This window comes from Paenibacillus phyllosphaerae (assembly GCF_014192105.1).
In the GTDB taxonomy this organism is placed as follows: Bacteria; Bacillota; Bacilli; order Paenibacillales; family Paenibacillaceae; genus Paenibacillus_Z; species Paenibacillus_Z phyllosphaerae.
The window spans coordinates 76,165-94,163 of sequence record NZ_JACHXK010000017.1 but is presented as its reverse complement, the minus strand read 5'-3'; the positions used below and the strand labels follow the sequence as shown (position 1 = coordinate 94,163).

The 17,999-nt window shown below is 56.0% G+C and carries 11 protein-coding genes; 3 read left to right on the top strand and 8 right to left on the bottom strand.

The features are described 5' to 3' along the window. Nucleotides 1–6: 6 nt before the first annotated feature. From FHS18_RS26060 to msrA, 6 genes are all read right to left on the bottom strand, one after another. The gene (locus FHS18_RS26060; RefSeq protein WP_183603317.1) at nt 7–708 is read right to left on the bottom strand and encodes a M15 family metallopeptidase; all 702 of its coding nucleotides are present in this window, start codon (nt 706–708) and stop codon (nt 7–9) included. 19 nt (nt 709–727) lie between these two features. Continuing rightward, the gene (locus FHS18_RS26055) at nt 728–1,924 is read right to left on the bottom strand and encodes a D-alanine--D-alanine ligase family protein (protein WP_183603316.1); all 1,197 of its coding nucleotides are present in this window, start codon (nt 1,922–1,924) and stop codon (nt 728–730) included. A 13-nt stretch (nt 1,925–1,937) separates the two neighbouring features. Next, entirely contained in the window at nt 1,938–3,509 is a 1,572-nt protein-coding gene (locus FHS18_RS26050; protein WP_183603315.1) for a UDP-N-acetylmuramoyl-tripeptide--D-alanyl-D-alanine ligase, read from the bottom strand. Beyond that, on the bottom strand, nt 3,506–4,276 hold the full coding sequence (locus FHS18_RS26045; RefSeq protein WP_183603314.1) for an alpha/beta fold hydrolase: 771 nt from the start codon (nt 4,274–4,276) through the stop codon (nt 3,506–3,508). The genes FHS18_RS26050 and FHS18_RS26045 overlap by 4 nt, the downstream gene beginning before the upstream one ends. 320 nt (nt 4,277–4,596) lie before the next feature. Further along, nucleotides 4,597–5,853, bottom strand: coding sequence for an outer membrane protein assembly factor BamB family protein (locus FHS18_RS26040; protein WP_183603313.1), 1,257 nt, complete (start codon nt 5,851–5,853; stop codon nt 4,597–4,599). Nucleotides 5,854–5,988: 135 nt separating this feature from the next. Further along, nucleotides 5,989–6,687 carry a peptide-methionine (S)-S-oxide reductase MsrA gene (msrA, locus tag FHS18_RS26035; protein ID WP_246427914.1) on the bottom strand — a complete coding sequence of 233 codons (699 nt, stop codon included), beginning with the start codon at nt 6,685–6,687 and terminating at the stop codon, nt 5,989–5,991. 204 nt (nt 6,688–6,891) lie between these two features. Here msrA and udk point away from each other — a divergent pair, with 204 nt between their 5' ends. After that, the gene (gene udk, locus FHS18_RS26030; RefSeq protein WP_183603312.1) at nt 6,892–7,512 is read left to right on the top strand and encodes a uridine kinase; all 621 of its coding nucleotides are present in this window, start codon (nt 6,892–6,894) and stop codon (nt 7,510–7,512) included. A gap of 183 nt (nt 7,513–7,695) precedes the next feature. Next, the gene (locus FHS18_RS26025) at nt 7,696–8,670 is read left to right on the top strand and encodes a DNA-methyltransferase (protein ID WP_183603311.1); all 975 of its coding nucleotides are present in this window, start codon (nt 7,696–7,698) and stop codon (nt 8,668–8,670) included. Between the two features lie 109 nt (nt 8,671–8,779). On the opposite strand, the gene FHS18_RS26020 is transcribed toward FHS18_RS26025, so the two are convergent. Both FHS18_RS26020 and FHS18_RS26015 read right to left on the bottom strand, forming a co-directional pair. Then, on the bottom strand, nt 8,780–10,000 hold the full coding sequence (locus FHS18_RS26020) for an MFS transporter (protein WP_183603310.1): 1,221 nt from the start codon (nt 9,998–10,000) through the stop codon (nt 8,780–8,782). A 143-nt stretch (nt 10,001–10,143) separates the two neighbouring features. Beyond that, nucleotides 10,144–11,001 (bottom strand): patatin-like phospholipase family protein, encoded by an 858-nt coding sequence (locus FHS18_RS26015; protein WP_183603309.1) that lies wholly within the window; start codon nt 10,999–11,001, stop codon nt 10,144–10,146. A 291-nt stretch (nt 11,002–11,292) separates the two neighbouring features. On the opposite strand from FHS18_RS26015, the gene FHS18_RS26010 reads away from it, so the two are divergent. Further along, a complete protein-coding gene (locus tag FHS18_RS26010; RefSeq protein ID WP_183603308.1) occupies nt 11,293–17,889 on the top strand; it encodes a lamin tail domain-containing protein in 6,597 nt (2,198 codons plus the stop codon). Nucleotides 17,890–17,999: the final 110 nt, after the last annotated feature.

Genomic DNA, 17,999 nt, shown 5'->3' with positions numbered 1-17,999 from the left:
AGTCCCCTACGTCAGAGTGATGTAGCCATAAACAGCATCGGTGTCGCCTTTGACCTTGGCCCAGAACTGGTTGCCGTAGTCAAAATGCCACCATTCTTTATGGTAGTTGGTAAATCCAACCTCTGTCAACACATGGTAGAGTAAGCGGCGCAGTTCCCGGTAACGGCCGCCTTGCGCGACATCATGCGTCTCGTAGTACGACGTATTGGAACGATCCGTGAAATCGTCGAAGGGCGAGCCCATATCAAGCTCACGGCCATCCGCATCGGCCAGGCCCAGATCAATCGATCCTCCCGTCAGATGGGGAGACGGATTCCGCGGATCGGTGTTCGGCAACGACACATATTGCGCGACCAGCCGGTCGAGCGCCTCGCCCGTTACCGACGGATGCTCCCGCATCAGCTTCGCCTTGAAATCGTCATACAGATAACGCTGCACCGCAAGCGGACGCCAGCCGTCATACAGCACCAGCTTGTACGCCGCAGGCAAAAGCTCCAGCGCTTGCAGCAGCCGCTGCGCCGCGCCTTCGCGCAGCCATACATCATCCAACGCGCGCGGAATGCCGCACTGCTGGTAATACGGACGGACGATCATTCGCTCCGAAACGCAAGAAAGAGAGATGAGCGGCTCATCTCTCTCCTCGATGCGAATGGATTGCCAGCCGTCCATGCCCGGGAATTCCGGTATCGGATTCAGCTCTAACTTCACGGCCATCCACCTTTTCGCTTTAGTTTTTGGTCCCTAGCTTGCCGCCGCCCTTGCCTTGCAGCGCCAGGATGTTCGAGTCGTAGGAGAGCGTCAATTGCGCGTTCTCTCTATGGCGCTTCAGCGCGAGCGTAATGAGCTGGCTCGTCATCTGCGTGAACGACTTCCCGACCGGCTCCCACAGATAGAACGCCAGCGATCCCGGGATCGTATTGATCTCGTTCACGTAGACGCTGCCGTTATCCTTGTCGATCAGGAAGTCGATGCGGGATACGCCGTTACAGCCGAGCTCAAGGAACGTGCGCTTCGCCAGCTCCTTCACCTGCTGCGTCATCTCGTCGGAGATTTCCGCCGGCACCTTGCGGTTCGTGCTGGTCATCCCTTTGGAGCCGCCTTTGGACTGGCTCATATATTTGTCCTGGTAGCTCAGGATCTCGTCGGACTTGAGCACTTCCTCGCAGATCGACGTCTCGACTTCTTCGTGATCGCCGATAACCGAGCAGTTGACCTCGGTCAGGTTCTGCACCATCTGTTCGATAAGCACCTTGTTCGAATACATCAGCGCGTCGGTCACCGCATCGATCAGCTCTTCGCGGTTCGCGGCTTTCTTGATGCCGACGCTCGAACCGAGGTTCGCCGGCTTCACGATCACCGGGTAAGTGAGTTCAGCCTCGACGCGGTTGATACAAGCTTCTTGCTCGACATCCCACGATCTCGAGTAGAACCAGACGTAGTTGACGGATGGAATGCCTGCGCCGCGGATGACCGTCTTCATGACGATCTTATCCATGCCGACCGCAGATGCCAGCACGTTACAGCCGACGTATGGAATCTGGTTCAGCTCCAAGTGTCCTTGCAGCGCGCCGTCTTCGCCCAGCGTACCGTGCGTGACCGGGAAGGCCACGTCGATCTCGGCGATGACTTTCTTATTCCCTTTGCCGAACAGCGTCGGCTTCGGATTGATCAGCTGGTGCACGCCTTTGGACTCGGTGTGCAGGATGACATGGTGGCTGTTCTTCAGCAGGTCAGGAATGTTCTTGAACGCATCGACCGACGTGAGGGAAGGACCGGTGTACCATTTGCCGTCCTTCGTGATGTAGATCGGAATCGGCTCGTATTTGTTCGTATCCAAGGCATGCAGCGCTTGAAGGCCGGAAATGATCGATACTTCGTGTTCGACGGACATGCCGCCGAATAGGACCCCTACGCGAATTTTCATCTGTTAGCCCTCGCTATTCGTTATAGTTATCCGGAAGGTCGTTCTCGAGCAGCACAATGCATCCCGGCTCGGTCACCTGGTTCATATGCTGCAGCGCTTCCTTCAGATTCTTCGTTACCTTATACTTCGACTCCGGGTAGCCTGCCTTGACGAAAGCATCCTGCAGCGGCTTCGTCTGCGACTGCCCGACGAGCAGGACGTAATCGCATACCTCGGCGGCTTTGGTGCCGAAGGCGAAGTTCAGTTCATATTCCTTGTCGCCGAGCTCGATCATCCCCGGCGTGATCAGGATCTTCTTACCTTCCATCTGGGACAGCACCGTGAGCGCTGCCTTGGAGCCGACCGGATTGGAGTTGAAGCTGTCGTCGAGGATCGTCACCGGTCCGTTCTTCTTCAGCTCCAGACGATGTTTCACCGGACGCACCTTGCGCACGTACGTTGCCAGCTTCGTCAGCGGCACGCCAAGTTCGCTGCCGACCGCGATGCTCACGAGGAGGTTATAGACGTTGTGCTCGCCGAGCAGCACGGTCTGGAATTCCTGCTCTTCGCCGGTGCTCTTCTTGGTGACCTTGAAGAACGTGCCGTCCCGCGTGTAGCGAATGTCGCTCGCGCGATAGTCCAGCTGTGCCGAATGAATGCCGTACGTGGCCACTCTGGCTTTGATATTCGCGACCTTCAGCTGCGCCGCGACATTCTCGTCATCGATATTGAGGAACGCGATGCCGTCGGCCGGAAGGGCCTCCGCCAACTCGAATTTGGTCTTCTTGATCGTATCGAGCGTCTTGAACGTCTCCAGATGCTGCTCGCCGATCGCCGTGATGATCCCGTATTTGGGGCTGACCAGGTCGCAGATCTCCTTGATGTCGCCGCGCTGCTTGGCGCCCATCTCGCTGACGAAATATTCATGCGTCGGCGTCAGCATCGAGCGCACGGTGCGCGTCACGCCCATCGGCGTGTTGTAGCTCTCCGGCGTAATAAGGACGTTGAACCCTTGCGAGAGCACGGTGCCCAGGAAGTGCTTCACGCTCGTTTTGCCGAACGAACCGGTAATGCCGATCACTTCGAGCTGGCGGTACTGATGAATCTTCTTCTTCGCGTCATTCAGATAATAGAGACTAATGCGATGCTCCACCGGGAGCATGACCGTATTGCTGATCAGGATGACGAAGAAAGGCACGATCGTCGCCGCGAACATGAGCGCATAGCCGAGTTCAAGCTGCAGCAGCAGGCTTAATCCGATTACTATAGCGAGCACGGCCGTTGCGGTCAGCAATCTTTTGACCCGGGCGGTATAGACGAGCTTCTTCTTCTCGATCTCCTTCGGGGCGGTCATAAACAAAATAAAATATGAAGCCATCCACGCGAGGGAGCCCCATACTTCCGAACCTGCTATAACGAGGATCAGCCCGATCAGCGGAAGAATCTCCGCGATGCGGACCGTCTTGCCGATATTGCCTTTGTACCACTTCCAGAACCGCTCGTTGCGGTATGAATTCAGCTGCAGCATATGCACGCTGCGAAGCAGCTTCTTCTGTGCATAGAGCAGCCACGCGACAACAGCGATGATATGCAGAATAGTTGTCATAAGCTCCCCCGTTTGTCCTTCTCCAAGAACTTGTTTACGATAATGGCGAATTCCTGCGGCCGTTCCAAATAGGAGAAATGCCCCGTCTTCAGCACGACAAGTCCTGCATCCGGCATCAGCTTCTCCATCGTCTTCCCGTGTTCAACCGGCGTCGCCGTATCCGTCTCCCCGAATATGAGCAGCACCGGCGCCTTAATCTGCGGCATCACATGCTTCAAGTCCGTATTCACGACTCGCACCAAAATCTGCTGCAGCACGCCGGAGGCGTTCTTGTAGTCGGTCGAGCCCGTCCGCGCCTTCCAGTAGTTCAGCACGCGGTCGCGGAACAGATGCAGTCCCGGGATGCGCAAGATGTTCTTAACCGCCTTGTACGTGTAAACCTTCACATAATACTGCAGTTTGCGCTTGGGCTTAATGCCCGCGGTATTCGTCAGCACGAGCTTCTTCACGTCGTACTTGGACGCATATTCGATGCTGATCCGTCCGCCGAAGGAATGACCGAGCAGAATCGGGCGCTTAATTCCCATGGCCTGTATGAACTTGTGGAGGAATTCCACGTATTCGGTATTGCCCCACACCTCGCGCGGCTCTTGACTCTTGCCGAAGCCCGGGAAATCGATCGAATATACTTTGAAATGCTGTGCGAGATTCGCGTGGACGGCGGCAAACGTGTTCAACTCGGCGCCCCATCCATGCAGCAGCAGCACTTCCTGTCCCTCACCGGCTACCTGATAATTTATGTTCAAACCGTCGATCGTAATTTGCACTGCATCAACATCCTTTGTGTGAATAAATAATAACATTCTACCATAGGTTTCAAGCCATCATCAATGAAAAGCGCCCGCGCCCCTAATTACTTACTATGCCCGGTACAAGCGCGGTTAGACCAGCGGGCAAGCCCATAATGGCCAGCACGCGAGCCGATGGTTATAGTTTCGTGGGAAGGAACGCTTTTCGGTGCCGCCTGATCAAAAAATACAGGCAGCCTTCTCGCATACTGCGGTCATTCGCTATATACCACCGACAGCCCAACAAAAAACCAACCCCAAGAGAGGGTTGGTTGATTCGAGCTCTTATTAAATAGATACTAACTCTTTTTCGCGACCTTCTCAATCGCCACCAGACGATTGTTCACCGCGATCAGCGTCAGGCTGTCGCTAACCGGCAGGATGTCCGGGTACGACTGCTGCGCATTGTTCACGGCAATGATGAAGCGCGGCTTGCCGAGATTGTCCAAGGCGTAGACGTTGCCGACATTGGAGCCGACGTAGACATTGCCCTTCGCGTCGGTTCTCATCGTATCGGCCCTGAGGCCTTGGCCGGAAGCCCGCTCCATTTTTCCCAGCTGATACGTCCATTGGAACGCGCCCGTGCTCAGCCAGCTGTCCGTAACCATCTCCTGCGTCTCGTTCACCCGGTAGATTCCGCCGCGTCCATCCTGATTGGCCATTTGGCTGGCGATAATCGAAGGTTGATAGACGGCCTTCAGACCTGTCTCGGCCATCTCATAGAGCCTAACGGGATAGGCGCCGTAATCGTTCGAGGACGTCGACTGAAGGAGGTAGCCGTCCTTCGTCACCAGGTAGGTGTTGCGCAGATCCTGGAGCCCATAGTCGCGCGCCCACAGCAGGCTGCCGTCCAGGTTAAGCGCCAGCATCGTGCCGCCCAGGCGGACGTAGAGCCGGTCTTGGCCGTCCGCGAACAGGTCGTCCACCGCGGTGAGATCGATCTCGCCGCTGTCCGTCGACACCTTGCCAAGTGTCCAGTTCGTACTGCCATCCGGATTCAAGGAGACGAGGCCTTGGTTCGTGGCTAGCACGAAATGTCCTTGCGTATCGCCTGCCGCCCGCAGACGGAACTGGCCTTGGGCATCTACCTCGGCGCTGGTCAGCCGATCGCCAAGCTTATAGACGCTGAGCGTGCCGTCGCTGTTGAAGCGCGTCACCTGGGTGACGTAGATGGCATGGTCCATTTTGGCATACGCCACTTTATAGAACGCGCCATCGCTGCCGATGACCGGATCAAGCTCGCTGTCCCACAAGCTAGGATGCTTCCAGACCGCATTGCCTGTCGCAGGCTGGATGGCCTTCAACTCGTCGGTCGTCTGCACATAGACCAACCCTCCCGGTCCTGCATACAGCTCATAGTGCTGATACGGATTCGAATCCCGCACCGTCCACTTCATCTTATAGTCCGCGCTGTTCTGGAGTACCCAGTGGGTGCCGCTATCATTTAGAATCCCCAGCTTCTGCGTGCGCGCGAGCGGGCTTGCGGCAGTCGTCGCTCCCACACCGATCAGGCCTACCATCGATACGAGCAGCAGCTTCGCGATCGTTCTCATCATCGTGTTCACCTTTATTCTTGGAGTTGCTTCTAGTGTACACGAATAGGTCCTATGAACTAAATAGTGGATTATTGGAACGGATTTTGGCTGCGGGAACCCATGCCCCTAAGATTGCGGACTAGGACCTAATCCCCTCTACCAGCGAATCTGCCGAATCACCGCCAACATCGCTTCCTTGCTCGCCGAATCAATCGGCCATGACGCAATATCCGCAAGGATTCGCTCGCGGCTCGCATAACCTTTGGCTACGCCGTTCAGCCGCGCGGCCAGCGTCGAGTGTACCAGCTCATCGTGCTCCGGGTACAGCTTGCTCAGCTTCTCTATGGCGTCCGGATAACGCTTCAAATAATATTTTTGATGCTTGTCTTCCGCAAGGTAGAATGCCGCAAACGGCGCGACCTCCGTGGCCGCCCCTGTCACGTTCAACCCTTCTGCCGCACGCTTCTGTAAGGCAGCCTTAATCACGGCCAACTGCGCTTCATTCCGATACAGCGCCATCGACCAATATTGCCGCCCTTTGTACCCGTTAATGTTATCCGGGTTATGGCTGTTCCAGAACAGCTCCAGCAGCTCCGCAAGCGGAAGCAGCGCCGGAATATAATCGACCTCGACGACCTCGGAATGATCGCCCATCTGGCGGTAGGTCGGATCCGGTGCCGTGCCTCCGGCGAAGCCGACGCGCGTGCGCTGAACGCCCGGCAATTGCCCGAACAGCGCCTCCGGTCCCCAGAAGCAGCCCATTCCAAGCGTAATCGTTTCGTGCTTACCTTCGGTATAAGCACATTGGGGCATTCGGCCACTCTTGTATTCTACGTGTGGTTGCTCGCTCATCATCGGCCTCCTCCTCGCTTTGCGTCTTTCTCTAAGCATACCAAACCCGCCTGCATCCGAGGAAATCCGCCCGTACCTTGCAGCAGGAATCCTTCCTGCAAATGCCTGTTTCCCACGCCCTTTACGAAAGATGAAAAATAACGCCTACTGTGCTACAATACTGGAATTGCAATTGGCTCGTATTTTAGGGAGGTTTATTGGAACGCCATGCTTATTATTGGTATCGCAGGCGGCACCGGCTCTGGCAAAACGACGGTCGCACGCTCCGTTATTGACCGTCAAGGCTCAGAGCTCGTCACGTTCATCTCACAGGATAATTACTATAAAGACCATTCGGAACTTAGTATGGCCGAACGCGAAACGATCAACTATGATCACCCCTTCGCCTTTGATAACGAACTGCTGGTCGAGCATCTAACGCTCCTCAAGGCAGGCCGGACGGCTTATGCGCCGGTCTATGATTTCACCGTTCACGCCCGTTCCACGACGGAGACCGTCGAGCTCGCGCCGAACAATATCGTCATTCTCGAAGGGCTGCACGTGCTCTCCGACGAGAAACTGCGTCCTCTGCTCGACATTAAGGTATTCGTCGACACCGATCCGGACGTTCGCATCCTGCGCCGCGTGCTCCGCGATATCGAAGAGCGTGGCCGAACGATTCAATCGATTCACGACCAGTACCTGAAGACGGTTAAGCCGATGCACGAGGCGTTCATCGAGCCGTCCAAGAAGTACGCGGACCTCATCATTCCCGAAGGCGGGCAGAACGAGGTCGGCATTCAGCTGCTGTCCATTCTGACCGAGAAATATATGAACGGCAACGAGTAGCAATAGGTTCGGGTAAGAAAGGCGCCGTCCCCGGCAACCACATGAAAGGCTATGCCATTCCATTCGTCTGAGGCACGAAGGATTGGCGTAGCTTTTTTGCCGTTTGGACGTAACATTTACGCTTGCCAATCGTTTCCGATATAATGAGACACGAGACAAGCAGCACAGGTGGTGCGTTAACGGATGGACCTTGAGAAGAAACCCGAGAAGAAAAGAGCTGCCCGCAACCGCACGCTTCTGTTACAGACAGGCGAGCAGCAGGGCTACCAAGAGCGTCTGATTGCCTTGGATCGCCTAGCGGCGCCAGACGAAATCATGAATAAGACCATTCATCAGGATCTATTCGAAGCGCTCGACTACTTGCCCGAGCAGTTCGTGGATCTGCTTTTCATCGATCCGCCCTATAATTTGACCAAACGTTTCAACGGCAAGACCTTCACGCGCATGGAGCATGAAGCGTACACCGAGTGGTTGGAATCGTGGTTCTCGAAGCTGGTCCGGATTCTGAAGCCGGATGCTTCGGTCTATATCTGCGGCGACTGGCGTTCGAGCCATTCCATCTATGAGGTCGCGTCGAAATATTTGCAGATTCATAACCGGATTACGTGGGAACGGGAGAAGGGCCGCGGGGCCTTAGCGAATTGGAAGAATGCTTCCGAGGATATCTGGTTCTGCACCAAGTCCAGTTCGTACAAGTTCTACGTCGACCGGGTCAAAATGAAGCGGAAAGTCGTTGCCCCTTACCGCAGCGCGGACGGCAAGCCGAAGGACTGGGACGACGATGAAGACGGCGGCCGATACCGCCTCACCCATCCGTCCAACGTCTGGACGGACCTGACCGTGCCGTTCTGGTCGATGCCGGAGAATACCGATCACCCGACGCAGAAGCCGGAGAAGTTGCTCGCCAAGATCATCCTGGCCAGCTCCGATGAGCAGGATGTCGTCTTCGACCCATTCCTCGGCTCAGGCACGACTTCCGTTGTCGCCAAGAAGCTGAACCGCCGCTATGTCGGGATCGAGCGCGATGAGACGTTCTGCTGCCTGGCAGAGAAGCGTCTGGAGCTGGCGGAGAACGATGCCACCATCCAAGGCTACTCGGAAGGCGTCTTCTGGGAGCGGAATTCGCTGCAGGAGCAGACGAGGGCGGAGAAGAAGTGAGGAAAGCGGCGAAGCGACGCCCAGATCAAACAAAGAAGAGGGCCGCGCATCGCTGCCGCCCTCTTCCGTCCTAGCTATGAGTCAAGAAATGATTCCGGCCTAAGGCCGGCTACCGAACCGCCCGCTTCGCGCCCGCTACAAGTAAGGGTATGCTCAGCACGAATGCGCCGGTCGCGAGCCAGATCGGCAGCTCGGGCGCAAGCGTATACGCCCAACCGCCGATGATGCCGGACGGAGATACGGCGAGGAGCACGAGCACCGACAGAATCGCGAACATCTTCGCTCGCCGCTCGTCGTCGATGGCGTTGGCTACGGCAGCTTCGAGATAGGGAGCCGTAATCATCGTCGCCCCGGCCGACAGCACCGTACTCGCGGCGATCCAGCCCATGGCACCCGCCGGCGCGAGCGCGAGCATGCCGTTCGAGACGGCCGATAAGACAAATCCCCACAGCATCGTGCGATTCGTAAGCCGCTCCGGTATGCGCGGCATGACCAGCCACAGCACGAGCAGCATCACGACCGAGGAGCCGGCCGGCACGAGCGAGATCAAGCCCTCATCCATGCCGAGGCCATCCGCCAAGTATAACGAGAGATACGTCCCCTTAATGGTCATTTGGAAATTGAATAAGATGTAGACCCCGAACATAAGCAGCAGGCCGCGGTCGGCCAAGACGGCCCGCATCGTCGTCATATAATCCTGCAAGCTTGCGCGCAGACCGAGTTCTCGCGCCTCCCGCTTCTTCCGCAGACCCATCTCCGTCTCGTGCGTCGTATAATGACGTCCGAGGAATTGTGCCGTCATGAAGACAAAGGCCAGCACGTACATGATTCGGACGCCCGTGACCATGCCGTACTCATGAACGATCAGCCCGCCGAGCGGCGCGAACAGACCGCCTACGACGCCGATCACCTGCAGCAATGTAAATACGTATGTACGCTCTCTCGGCTCCGTATCTTCGACAAGCAAACAGTAGAATGCCGTATGGGGAACGCGCTGAAAGCCATTAATGAGCGCCGCGGCAATGAAGAACCAAATATTCTGGGATACGGCCCACAACAAGGTGCCGACCGACCAACTGAGAAGATCGAACGTGAGCAGCGCAGCCTTCCGCCCCATCCGGTCGGTCAGATAGCCGCTAATAAATGACGAGAACACCTGGACTACCAACGTCAGCGTCGTCACCCATCCGATCTGCGTCTCACTGAGGCCGAGCTCGTGCATATAGATGGTGGCATACGTGGCAAACATGCTGTAAGGGATTAGAAACAGCGGTTCGAACGCGAGACAGCCTCTGCTGTTGCCCTTCAATCGCGGGAAAAAGGTACGCATGAAACGAAGATCCTCCTATGGGGTCTATATGCTGTATATGATGGATATGATGATCGCCATGACTGTATTATAAATCCCATCCCCGCGCCGACAAATATAAGATAATCGCGTAAATATGCGCAATTCGTGCTAGGTTATGAAGCTTATTGTTCCTGAGCCATCCATGCCTGCAGCGACGGCAGCAGACGCTTCGCATCCTCGTAGCCCTGCCGATACAAGGCATCGAGCTTCTTGCTATCCCGCTCCATGCGACCGACGACGAGCGGCTCCTGCGGCCGGATCACGAAGGTCGTGCCCTTGCTCTCCTGCTCATCGATGTAGGCGAGCGTACTGTTATAGGTCTCATGCCGCTTCAGCATCCTATCGACGAAGGCCGGATACTTGCCGTACGCACGCCGGATCGCGAAAGCGAAGCGGTTCGGCGATTTGCGGTACTCGCGGTTGCGCGTGAGCACCAGCACATTGCGCTTGTTGCCGTCCTGCTGCGACTTGCGCAGCGGAATCGGGTCCGAGATCCCGCCATCGAGCAGCTGTCTGCCCGCATGCTCCACGATCGGCGCGATGAACGGCAGCGAGCTGGACGCCCGCAGGATGTGGAGCACGTCGAAATCCGGCTCGCTTTTCTTATAATACACGGTCTCGCCGGTCCGGCAGTCCGTCGTCCCGATGACGAATTCTTCTGTACTGGCTTCTAAAGCCTTATAGTCGAACGGAACGAGCTTATTCGGGATCTCGTCGAACACAAAATCCATGCCGAACAGCTGCCCTTTCTTGAGCAGATTGCCCCATGAAATGTACCGCGAATCCTTCACCCACTCGACATTGACCGTCCGGTTGCGCCCCTGCTGCCGGGACAGATAGCTCGCCGCCATGCACGCCCCCGCCGAGACGCCGATCGTATACGGGAAGTACACGCCTTGTTCCGAGAAATATTCGAGTACGCCGGCGGTATATACCCCGCGCATGCCGCCGCCTTCCAATACCAAACCAATCGATTCCATCTTCTATCTCCTTCCGAACACCCGTCCAATAACCAACCTTATCATTGTACCTACCAACCAAGTTCAGCGTCAATTTGCCCGCTGCCTTGTTGACGCAGGGTAAACTCCGCGCCTGTCGTTACAATTTCTTTACGAGAGCTTGATATTTTATTAATACGGGACCGATAGACTTGTCCTTGGGTTTATTCTCCACGTCACTAAGGAGGGAAATCAACGAATCAGGACGGGATTGAACAAGACCCGCTTGGCAGCAGGAAGCATCTGAACCTACTAAACAGGAGCGTGTGAAACTTGGGTAACCGAAGACTGAAGCGGTGGACATCCGTTGTAACGTTGGCCAGCATGATGGCCGGCATGGTCGTTCCGGCTAGCTATGCCGCCGACAATGATACAGGTACAGCAGCAGCCGTTAACTATGCTAGCGTACCGAAGCTGCTCATTACGGAGATTGTGCCTGATAGCGAGAATGTGCAATCTTCCGATGCTTACGAATTCCTTGAAATCTATAATAACTCGACGCAGCCGATTAACCTCAAAGACTATCAGCTCATTTATCACTACGGCACGACGAATAATGAGTGGACACCCACCTCAGGCCGCGATGTCATCATCGAAGCCAAACAATCCGTTGTCCTCTGGGTTATGAATACCAACAATTTGTCAAATAAGGACCTAACGGCCGACCAGTTCAACGCCAATTACGGGACAAGCCTCATCGAGAATGTAAACTTATTCCGTTATGATGGCGGCGGCGGAATGCACTACAGCAGCCCGCGCGATTTTATCCTGAAAGACGGCGACGGGACAACCATCGTTACCGCCTCTTACGAGAACGACGATCAGACTCAGAAAAACAAAGGAATCTTCTATCACTATCCGCTGAATGGATCGGCAATGATGACGATCTCCAGCGCAGGTTTAAATGCCGCAACTCCAGGGACAGTCGAGCCGGATCAAGCACCTCCGGTCGCATCGGATGAAGCTTCTTCTCCGCCGGTCGAACCGCAGCCGGCGCTGACGATCTCGCATACCGCTTTCGCAGAAGCCATCGACGATACCGACCTTGTGATTGCCGCGACGATCGAAGGCGAAGCAGGCGCCGAAGCGGTATCCGGCACGCTCTATTATGCGATTGGGGACCAAAGCGACTACACGCCGCTGACCATGACGCATAAGGAAGGGGCAAGCTATGAGGCTACCATTCCGCATAGCGCGTTCACCAGTGATCAGCTGCGCTATTATATTGAAGCCACTGACGGTGCGAATACGGCGAAATCCACGGAGTACACGGTGGTTATCCGTCCAAGCTTCGACTACACGCTCGTTCCGCCGCTCCTCATTACGGAGCTTGTGCCGGATTCGACTAATGTGGACGGCAGCGACGGCTATGAATTCGTTGAAGTCTACAACAATACCGACCAGACGATTGACCTGACTGACTACAAGCTGATCTATCGTCATACGGACACGAACGAAGATGAGGAATGGTCGTTGGGCAGCAACCCGATCCTTATTCCTTCGCAGCAGACGATCGCCATTTGGGTGATGAACGGCAAGAACGCAGCCAAAACTGCAGCCGACTTCAATACCCTCTACGGCAGCAGCCTAGTCGAGGGCATCAATCTGTTCCGGGTTAGCAACGATGGCATGTCCAACGGAGGACTGCGCAAACTGATCCTCAAGGACGCCCGCGGCTATGAGGTCAGTTCTGCCTTTTATGAGAGTGATACTCAGACTATCGCCAACAAAGGCATTCATTACACCTACCCGGACAATGGATCCTCCGAGATGGTTCTGTTGACGGCAGGCACAGAAGCCGCAACGCCAGGGACAGTAGCCGATAAGCAGGTCCCTCAGCGTCCGGTTACCCTGCCTCCGGTGACGGAGGAGAATCAACCGCCGGTTATTACCCATACGCCGGTTACCGCCGCCGACACGGAAGAGCATATTACGATCGATGCGGTAATCACCAATCCGGAGAACGCAACCGATGGCGCTGCCGATGCCGTGACAGCCAAGGTATTTTACAAGACGGCTTCCCAGAGTACGTACAGCGCGGTCGAGATGACGGTCTCGGCAGGCAACGAGTACCGTGGAATCATTCCGCGCGAAGCGCTGACTGAAGCCTCATTGCAGTATTACATCGAGGCCAAGGATGCCGCTAACACGGTGAAGTCCGAAACCTATGCGATTGCCATCGACCTGCCGGACTTTGACTTCGCGAAAGTTCCTGCGCTGCTGGTCACGGAACTTGTCCCGAACAGCACGAATGTCGACGGTGCAGACGGTTACGAGTTCATCGAGATTTACAATAACACGGACAAGCCCGTGAACTTCAAGGATTACAAGGTGTATTACCGGTATACCGACTCCGGTCCTGACGCCGATATCGTATGGCCTACCGACCGCGAAGATCTGATTATCCCGTCCAAAGGTACCTTCGTGTTCTGGGTCATCAACAGCAAGAACAAAGCGAAGACGGTTGCGGACTTCAACGCACAGTATCATACCAACCTCGTGGAAAACGTGAATATCGCAAAAGTCTACAGCGATGGCATGGCGAACGGCTCCAAACGCGGTGTCATGATCGGGACGAACACCCATGCGGAGCTATCCGCAGCGTACTATGACGGTGCCGTCGCGAACGAGACAAAAGATAATATGGGGATTTTGTACAAGTATCCCTTGAATGGCACGACCTCGATGCTGAAATACAGCACGGGCACTACTTTCGCAACACCAGGCACTCTCGAAGCCGGCCAAGCGCCGCAAATCGGCCTCACGGTTGCAGAGGATGCGACCAGCCCTAAATTCAAAGACCTGACCGGTGTCTCCTCTGCCGACCAAGCGAACAACCTGGAATTGGTCGCCGAAGCGACCGACGACCGCTTAGTGACTACGATGGCGCTCTACTACAAGACCGACAACCAGGCATCGTACGCCAAGCGCTATCTGTACCCGAGCTATGACGATACACTCTACCACCATACGATCTATTCGCCGGAGCTGATCGGGCGCTCCTACGTGGACTATTATTATGAGATTTCGGATGGCGCGAACACCATCACGACCGAGGCGAACCGCATCGCGATTACCGGCGGCAACTCCCGTGCCGATGTGCGCCTGAATGTCGCAGACGGCGATATCCTGAGCGGAACGCCAATCATTAAAGGAACGGCCGAGCAAGCCGGACCGGAGACGTTGACGATGAAGGTGGACGGCAAGGATGTATCGGCTGCGGCCTATCCGGCAGTGGAAGATACGGCTTACTTCGCCTTTGACGCGAACAGCGTGAACTACTACTTCAAGAACGGCGTCACGATCGGCCAAGAGATTCTGTATACATTCATGGATCCGATCAACAGCTACACGACGCTGTCGGTACCGATTGACGCCGACCGCCTCCAAGAAGGCGACAATGTCATCGCGATCCGCGCGGGTACGAAGTCCTCGCCATTCGATGACCGGGCAGAAGAGAACAAGGACGATTTCACGGTCAAAAACGTACGGCTCGTCCTGTCGAACGGCACCGTATTGTATGATCCGGCCTTCAGCAATCCGGAGACCGAGATTAAAATGGGCGATAGCAGCGGCCGTTATCCGGCGCTCGATTTCCATTTCACGCTGCCGCTAGACAAACTGACCGCCAAAGCTTACGCGCTCGATACGAAAGCGCTAGCCGATGGCGACCACACGATTACGGTCTCCAGCGCGCAATACGGCGAGGTGTCCGCCAAGGTGAAGGTAGACAATACCGCGCCGACGGTCGTGCCGTCCGTTCAGAACGGCAAAACCTATCGCGGAGCGTTCAGCCTTGATGCCCAGGTAAGCGACGCGCTTGCTGGCGTTGACCAGGTGGAAGCGACGCTCGATGGCGAGCCGATAGAGCTGCCGTATGCGACCTCCTCGTCCAAGCTTGCCGCGGGCAGTCACAGCTTTGTGATCCAGGCAACGGACAAGATCGGCAATGCCGCGAGCAAGACCGTGGCCTTCGAGGTCCCGGATGAGAACCCGCTCCCGGCCGAGCTGGTGAAGCCGGTAGTCGACGCTGCGGATGTTAATCGCCAAGCGACGCTTTCCGTTAAAGTGACCGATCCGACGAAGGATGCGATGAATGTCTCCTTCTACAAAGGTTACAACTTCGACGCGAATACGAAGAGCGGCTTCGCCGCCTTCAAGAACGCGAACGAGGTCGAGCCGCCGAAGGTGAAGATCCCAGCCGGCGAACAAGCGTTCACGGCGGACGATTACGCCTTGATCGGCAAAGAGGACGGCGAGTATCTGATCACGGATTCGGACGATCAGTTCCCTTACCAACGCTTTGAAGTGACGCTCGATTCGTCCGTTAAAGCAACGGACAATGTCCAGCTCGCGTGGAAGGGCAAGTCGCTGGAAGGCCGCAAAGTCAGTCTGTACGCGTGGAACCCGACAAGCGCGAAGTGGGACATGCTGGACCATTTTGTCGCGGGAACGGCCGACTTTGAACTGACTGCCCAAGTGAAAGCCGGCACCTATGCCGAAGACCAGAAGATCCAAGTGATGGTGCAGGACGAACTTCCGGTCTCGCAGGAGCCGTATGACTTCTCCTTCGTCTGGATGTCCGATACGCAGTATTACTCGGAGAGCTATCCGGAGATCTACCAGCAGAACGTGCAGTGGATCGTCGATCAACAAAAGGACATGAACATTCAATACGTCATCCATACCGGCGATATTGTCGACGAAGCGGACCAGGAATATCAGTGGATCGAAGCCGACAAGGACATGAAGGTGTTAGAAGACGCGAAGATCCCTTACGGCGTTCTGGCCGGCAACCATGACGTCACGCATCAGACCGGCGACTATTCGCACTACTGGCAATGGTTTGGCGAGGATCGTTTCAAAGTCCAGCCGACTTTTGGCGAATCGTATCAGAATAACCGCGGCCACTATGATCTCGTGTCGGCCGGCGGCGTAGACTTCATTATCGTCTACATGGGCTGGAACATCGGCGACGCCGAGATCGATTGGGTGAACGAAGTGGTCCAGCAGCATCCGGACCGCAAAGCCATTCTCGCTTTCCATGAATACCTGCTCGTGTCCGGCAACCGCGCGCCGATTGCCGATGAGATCTATGAGCGCGTCGTCATCCCGAACAAGAACGTATTCGCGACGCTCTCCGGCCATTATCATGATGCGGAGACGCTGGTGGACGAAATTGACGACAACGGCGACGGTACGCCGGACCGCAAGGTGTATCAGATGCTGGCGGACTATCAGGGCGCAGAGAAGGGCGGCCTTGGTTATATGCGCCTGCTGCAATTCGATACGAAGAACGACAAAGTGTACGTGAAGACGTACTCGCCGCTCTTGGACGACTACAACTATTACGATCCGAAAGAAGCGCCAGGGAAGGACGAATTCGAACTCAACGTCGATCTGTCGACGATGACCAAGCGCGTCGCGACGGACTATATGAGCATTAAGGTCTATACGGACCAGCTGATCGGACAAACTCGTGCGGCAAGCGGCAAGCAGGCTTCCGTCACATGGTCGGACCTGGAAGCCGATACGTATTATCAATGGTATGCCGTAGCCGAGGATGCGAACAGCGGCAGCAGCTTGTCGCCGATCTGGGGCTTCACGACAGGCACAAGCAATAGCAGCGGCGGTAACTATCCGGGCGGCTCCGGTACGACGACGTCGGAAGAGCCTTCCACTTCTACGCCGACCGATGGCGCGAATGCCAACGTTACGGTAAGCCCGCAGGCGGACGGGTCGTACAGCGTCGATCAGACGATGCTCGACACCGCGGCGCAAGCCGGGCAGAGTACGATTCAAATTACGCTTAATGGCGCCAATGCAAGCGAAAGCCAGCTTACCCTGCAGTTGAACGGAACAGGGCTCGCGAAGGTGAAGGACAAGGGAGCGACGCTTCAGATCAGCACCCCTGCCTTGACGCTTCATATTCCGGCGTCCTCCCTGCCGAGCGGCCTCGAAGGCGCAGACACGATTACGCTTTCCATGAACACGGCAGCAGACGGCTCCTTGAAGACGATCCTGAACCAAGCAACGAGTAACGGAAGTCCGCTCCGCGCGACGGATATCGTATTCACGTTCACGCTCCAAGCAGCGGATAACGGACAACAAGCCGAGCTGCACCAGTTCGCAGGTCCAATCCGCATCGAACGGATACTGTCGGACGAAGAACTCAAGTCCATCGATCCCGACTATGCGGGCGTCTACTACATGAACGGCGACGAAGCGCAGTACATGGGCGGCACGATAAACGGCAATGTCTTAACGTTTACGACCGATCATTTCTCCTCGTTCGCGCTGATGGAATACCGGAAGAACTTCACCGACATGGCTGGCAACTGGGCGGCTGAATATGTCGGCAAGCTGGCCGCGAAGCATCTGGTCACGGGCATCGATGCCGACCGCTTCGGTCCGAATCTGGCCGTAACCCGCGCTGAATTCGCTACGATCGCAGTGCGTGCGCTCGGCTATGAGACAACGGCAGCGAGCAGCGCTTCCGCCTTTACCGATGTGGTGCCGACTGCTTATTACGCGGACTATGTCGCCCAAGCGGCAGAGATCGGCATCATCCAAGGCAGCGACGGCAAATTCCGTCCGACGGATACGATCACTCGCGAGGAAGCGAGCGTGATCCTTATCCGTCTGTATGAAGCCATGCTGAAGCAAGATACGCCGAATCCTTCCGCAAGCGCAAACTTTACGGACATGGCCAAGGCATCCCCTTGGTCGGTGCAAGCCATCGCGCAGGCTCAGGCTCTGGGGCTGGTGAACGGCAAAGGCGCCGGACAGTTCGATCCGGCCGGGACGGTCACGCGTGCCGAGACCGCCAAAATGATCTACATGCTGGTCGATTTAAGCACAACCCCATAAAGCAGTAAGGGTGGTTCCCGTTAAGGTTCCTCTCCTATGCAAGCAAGCCCCCTTAGCTTCGAGCACGAAGTTAAGGGGGCTTGCTGCTGATGGATGTATTTTTCGCACAG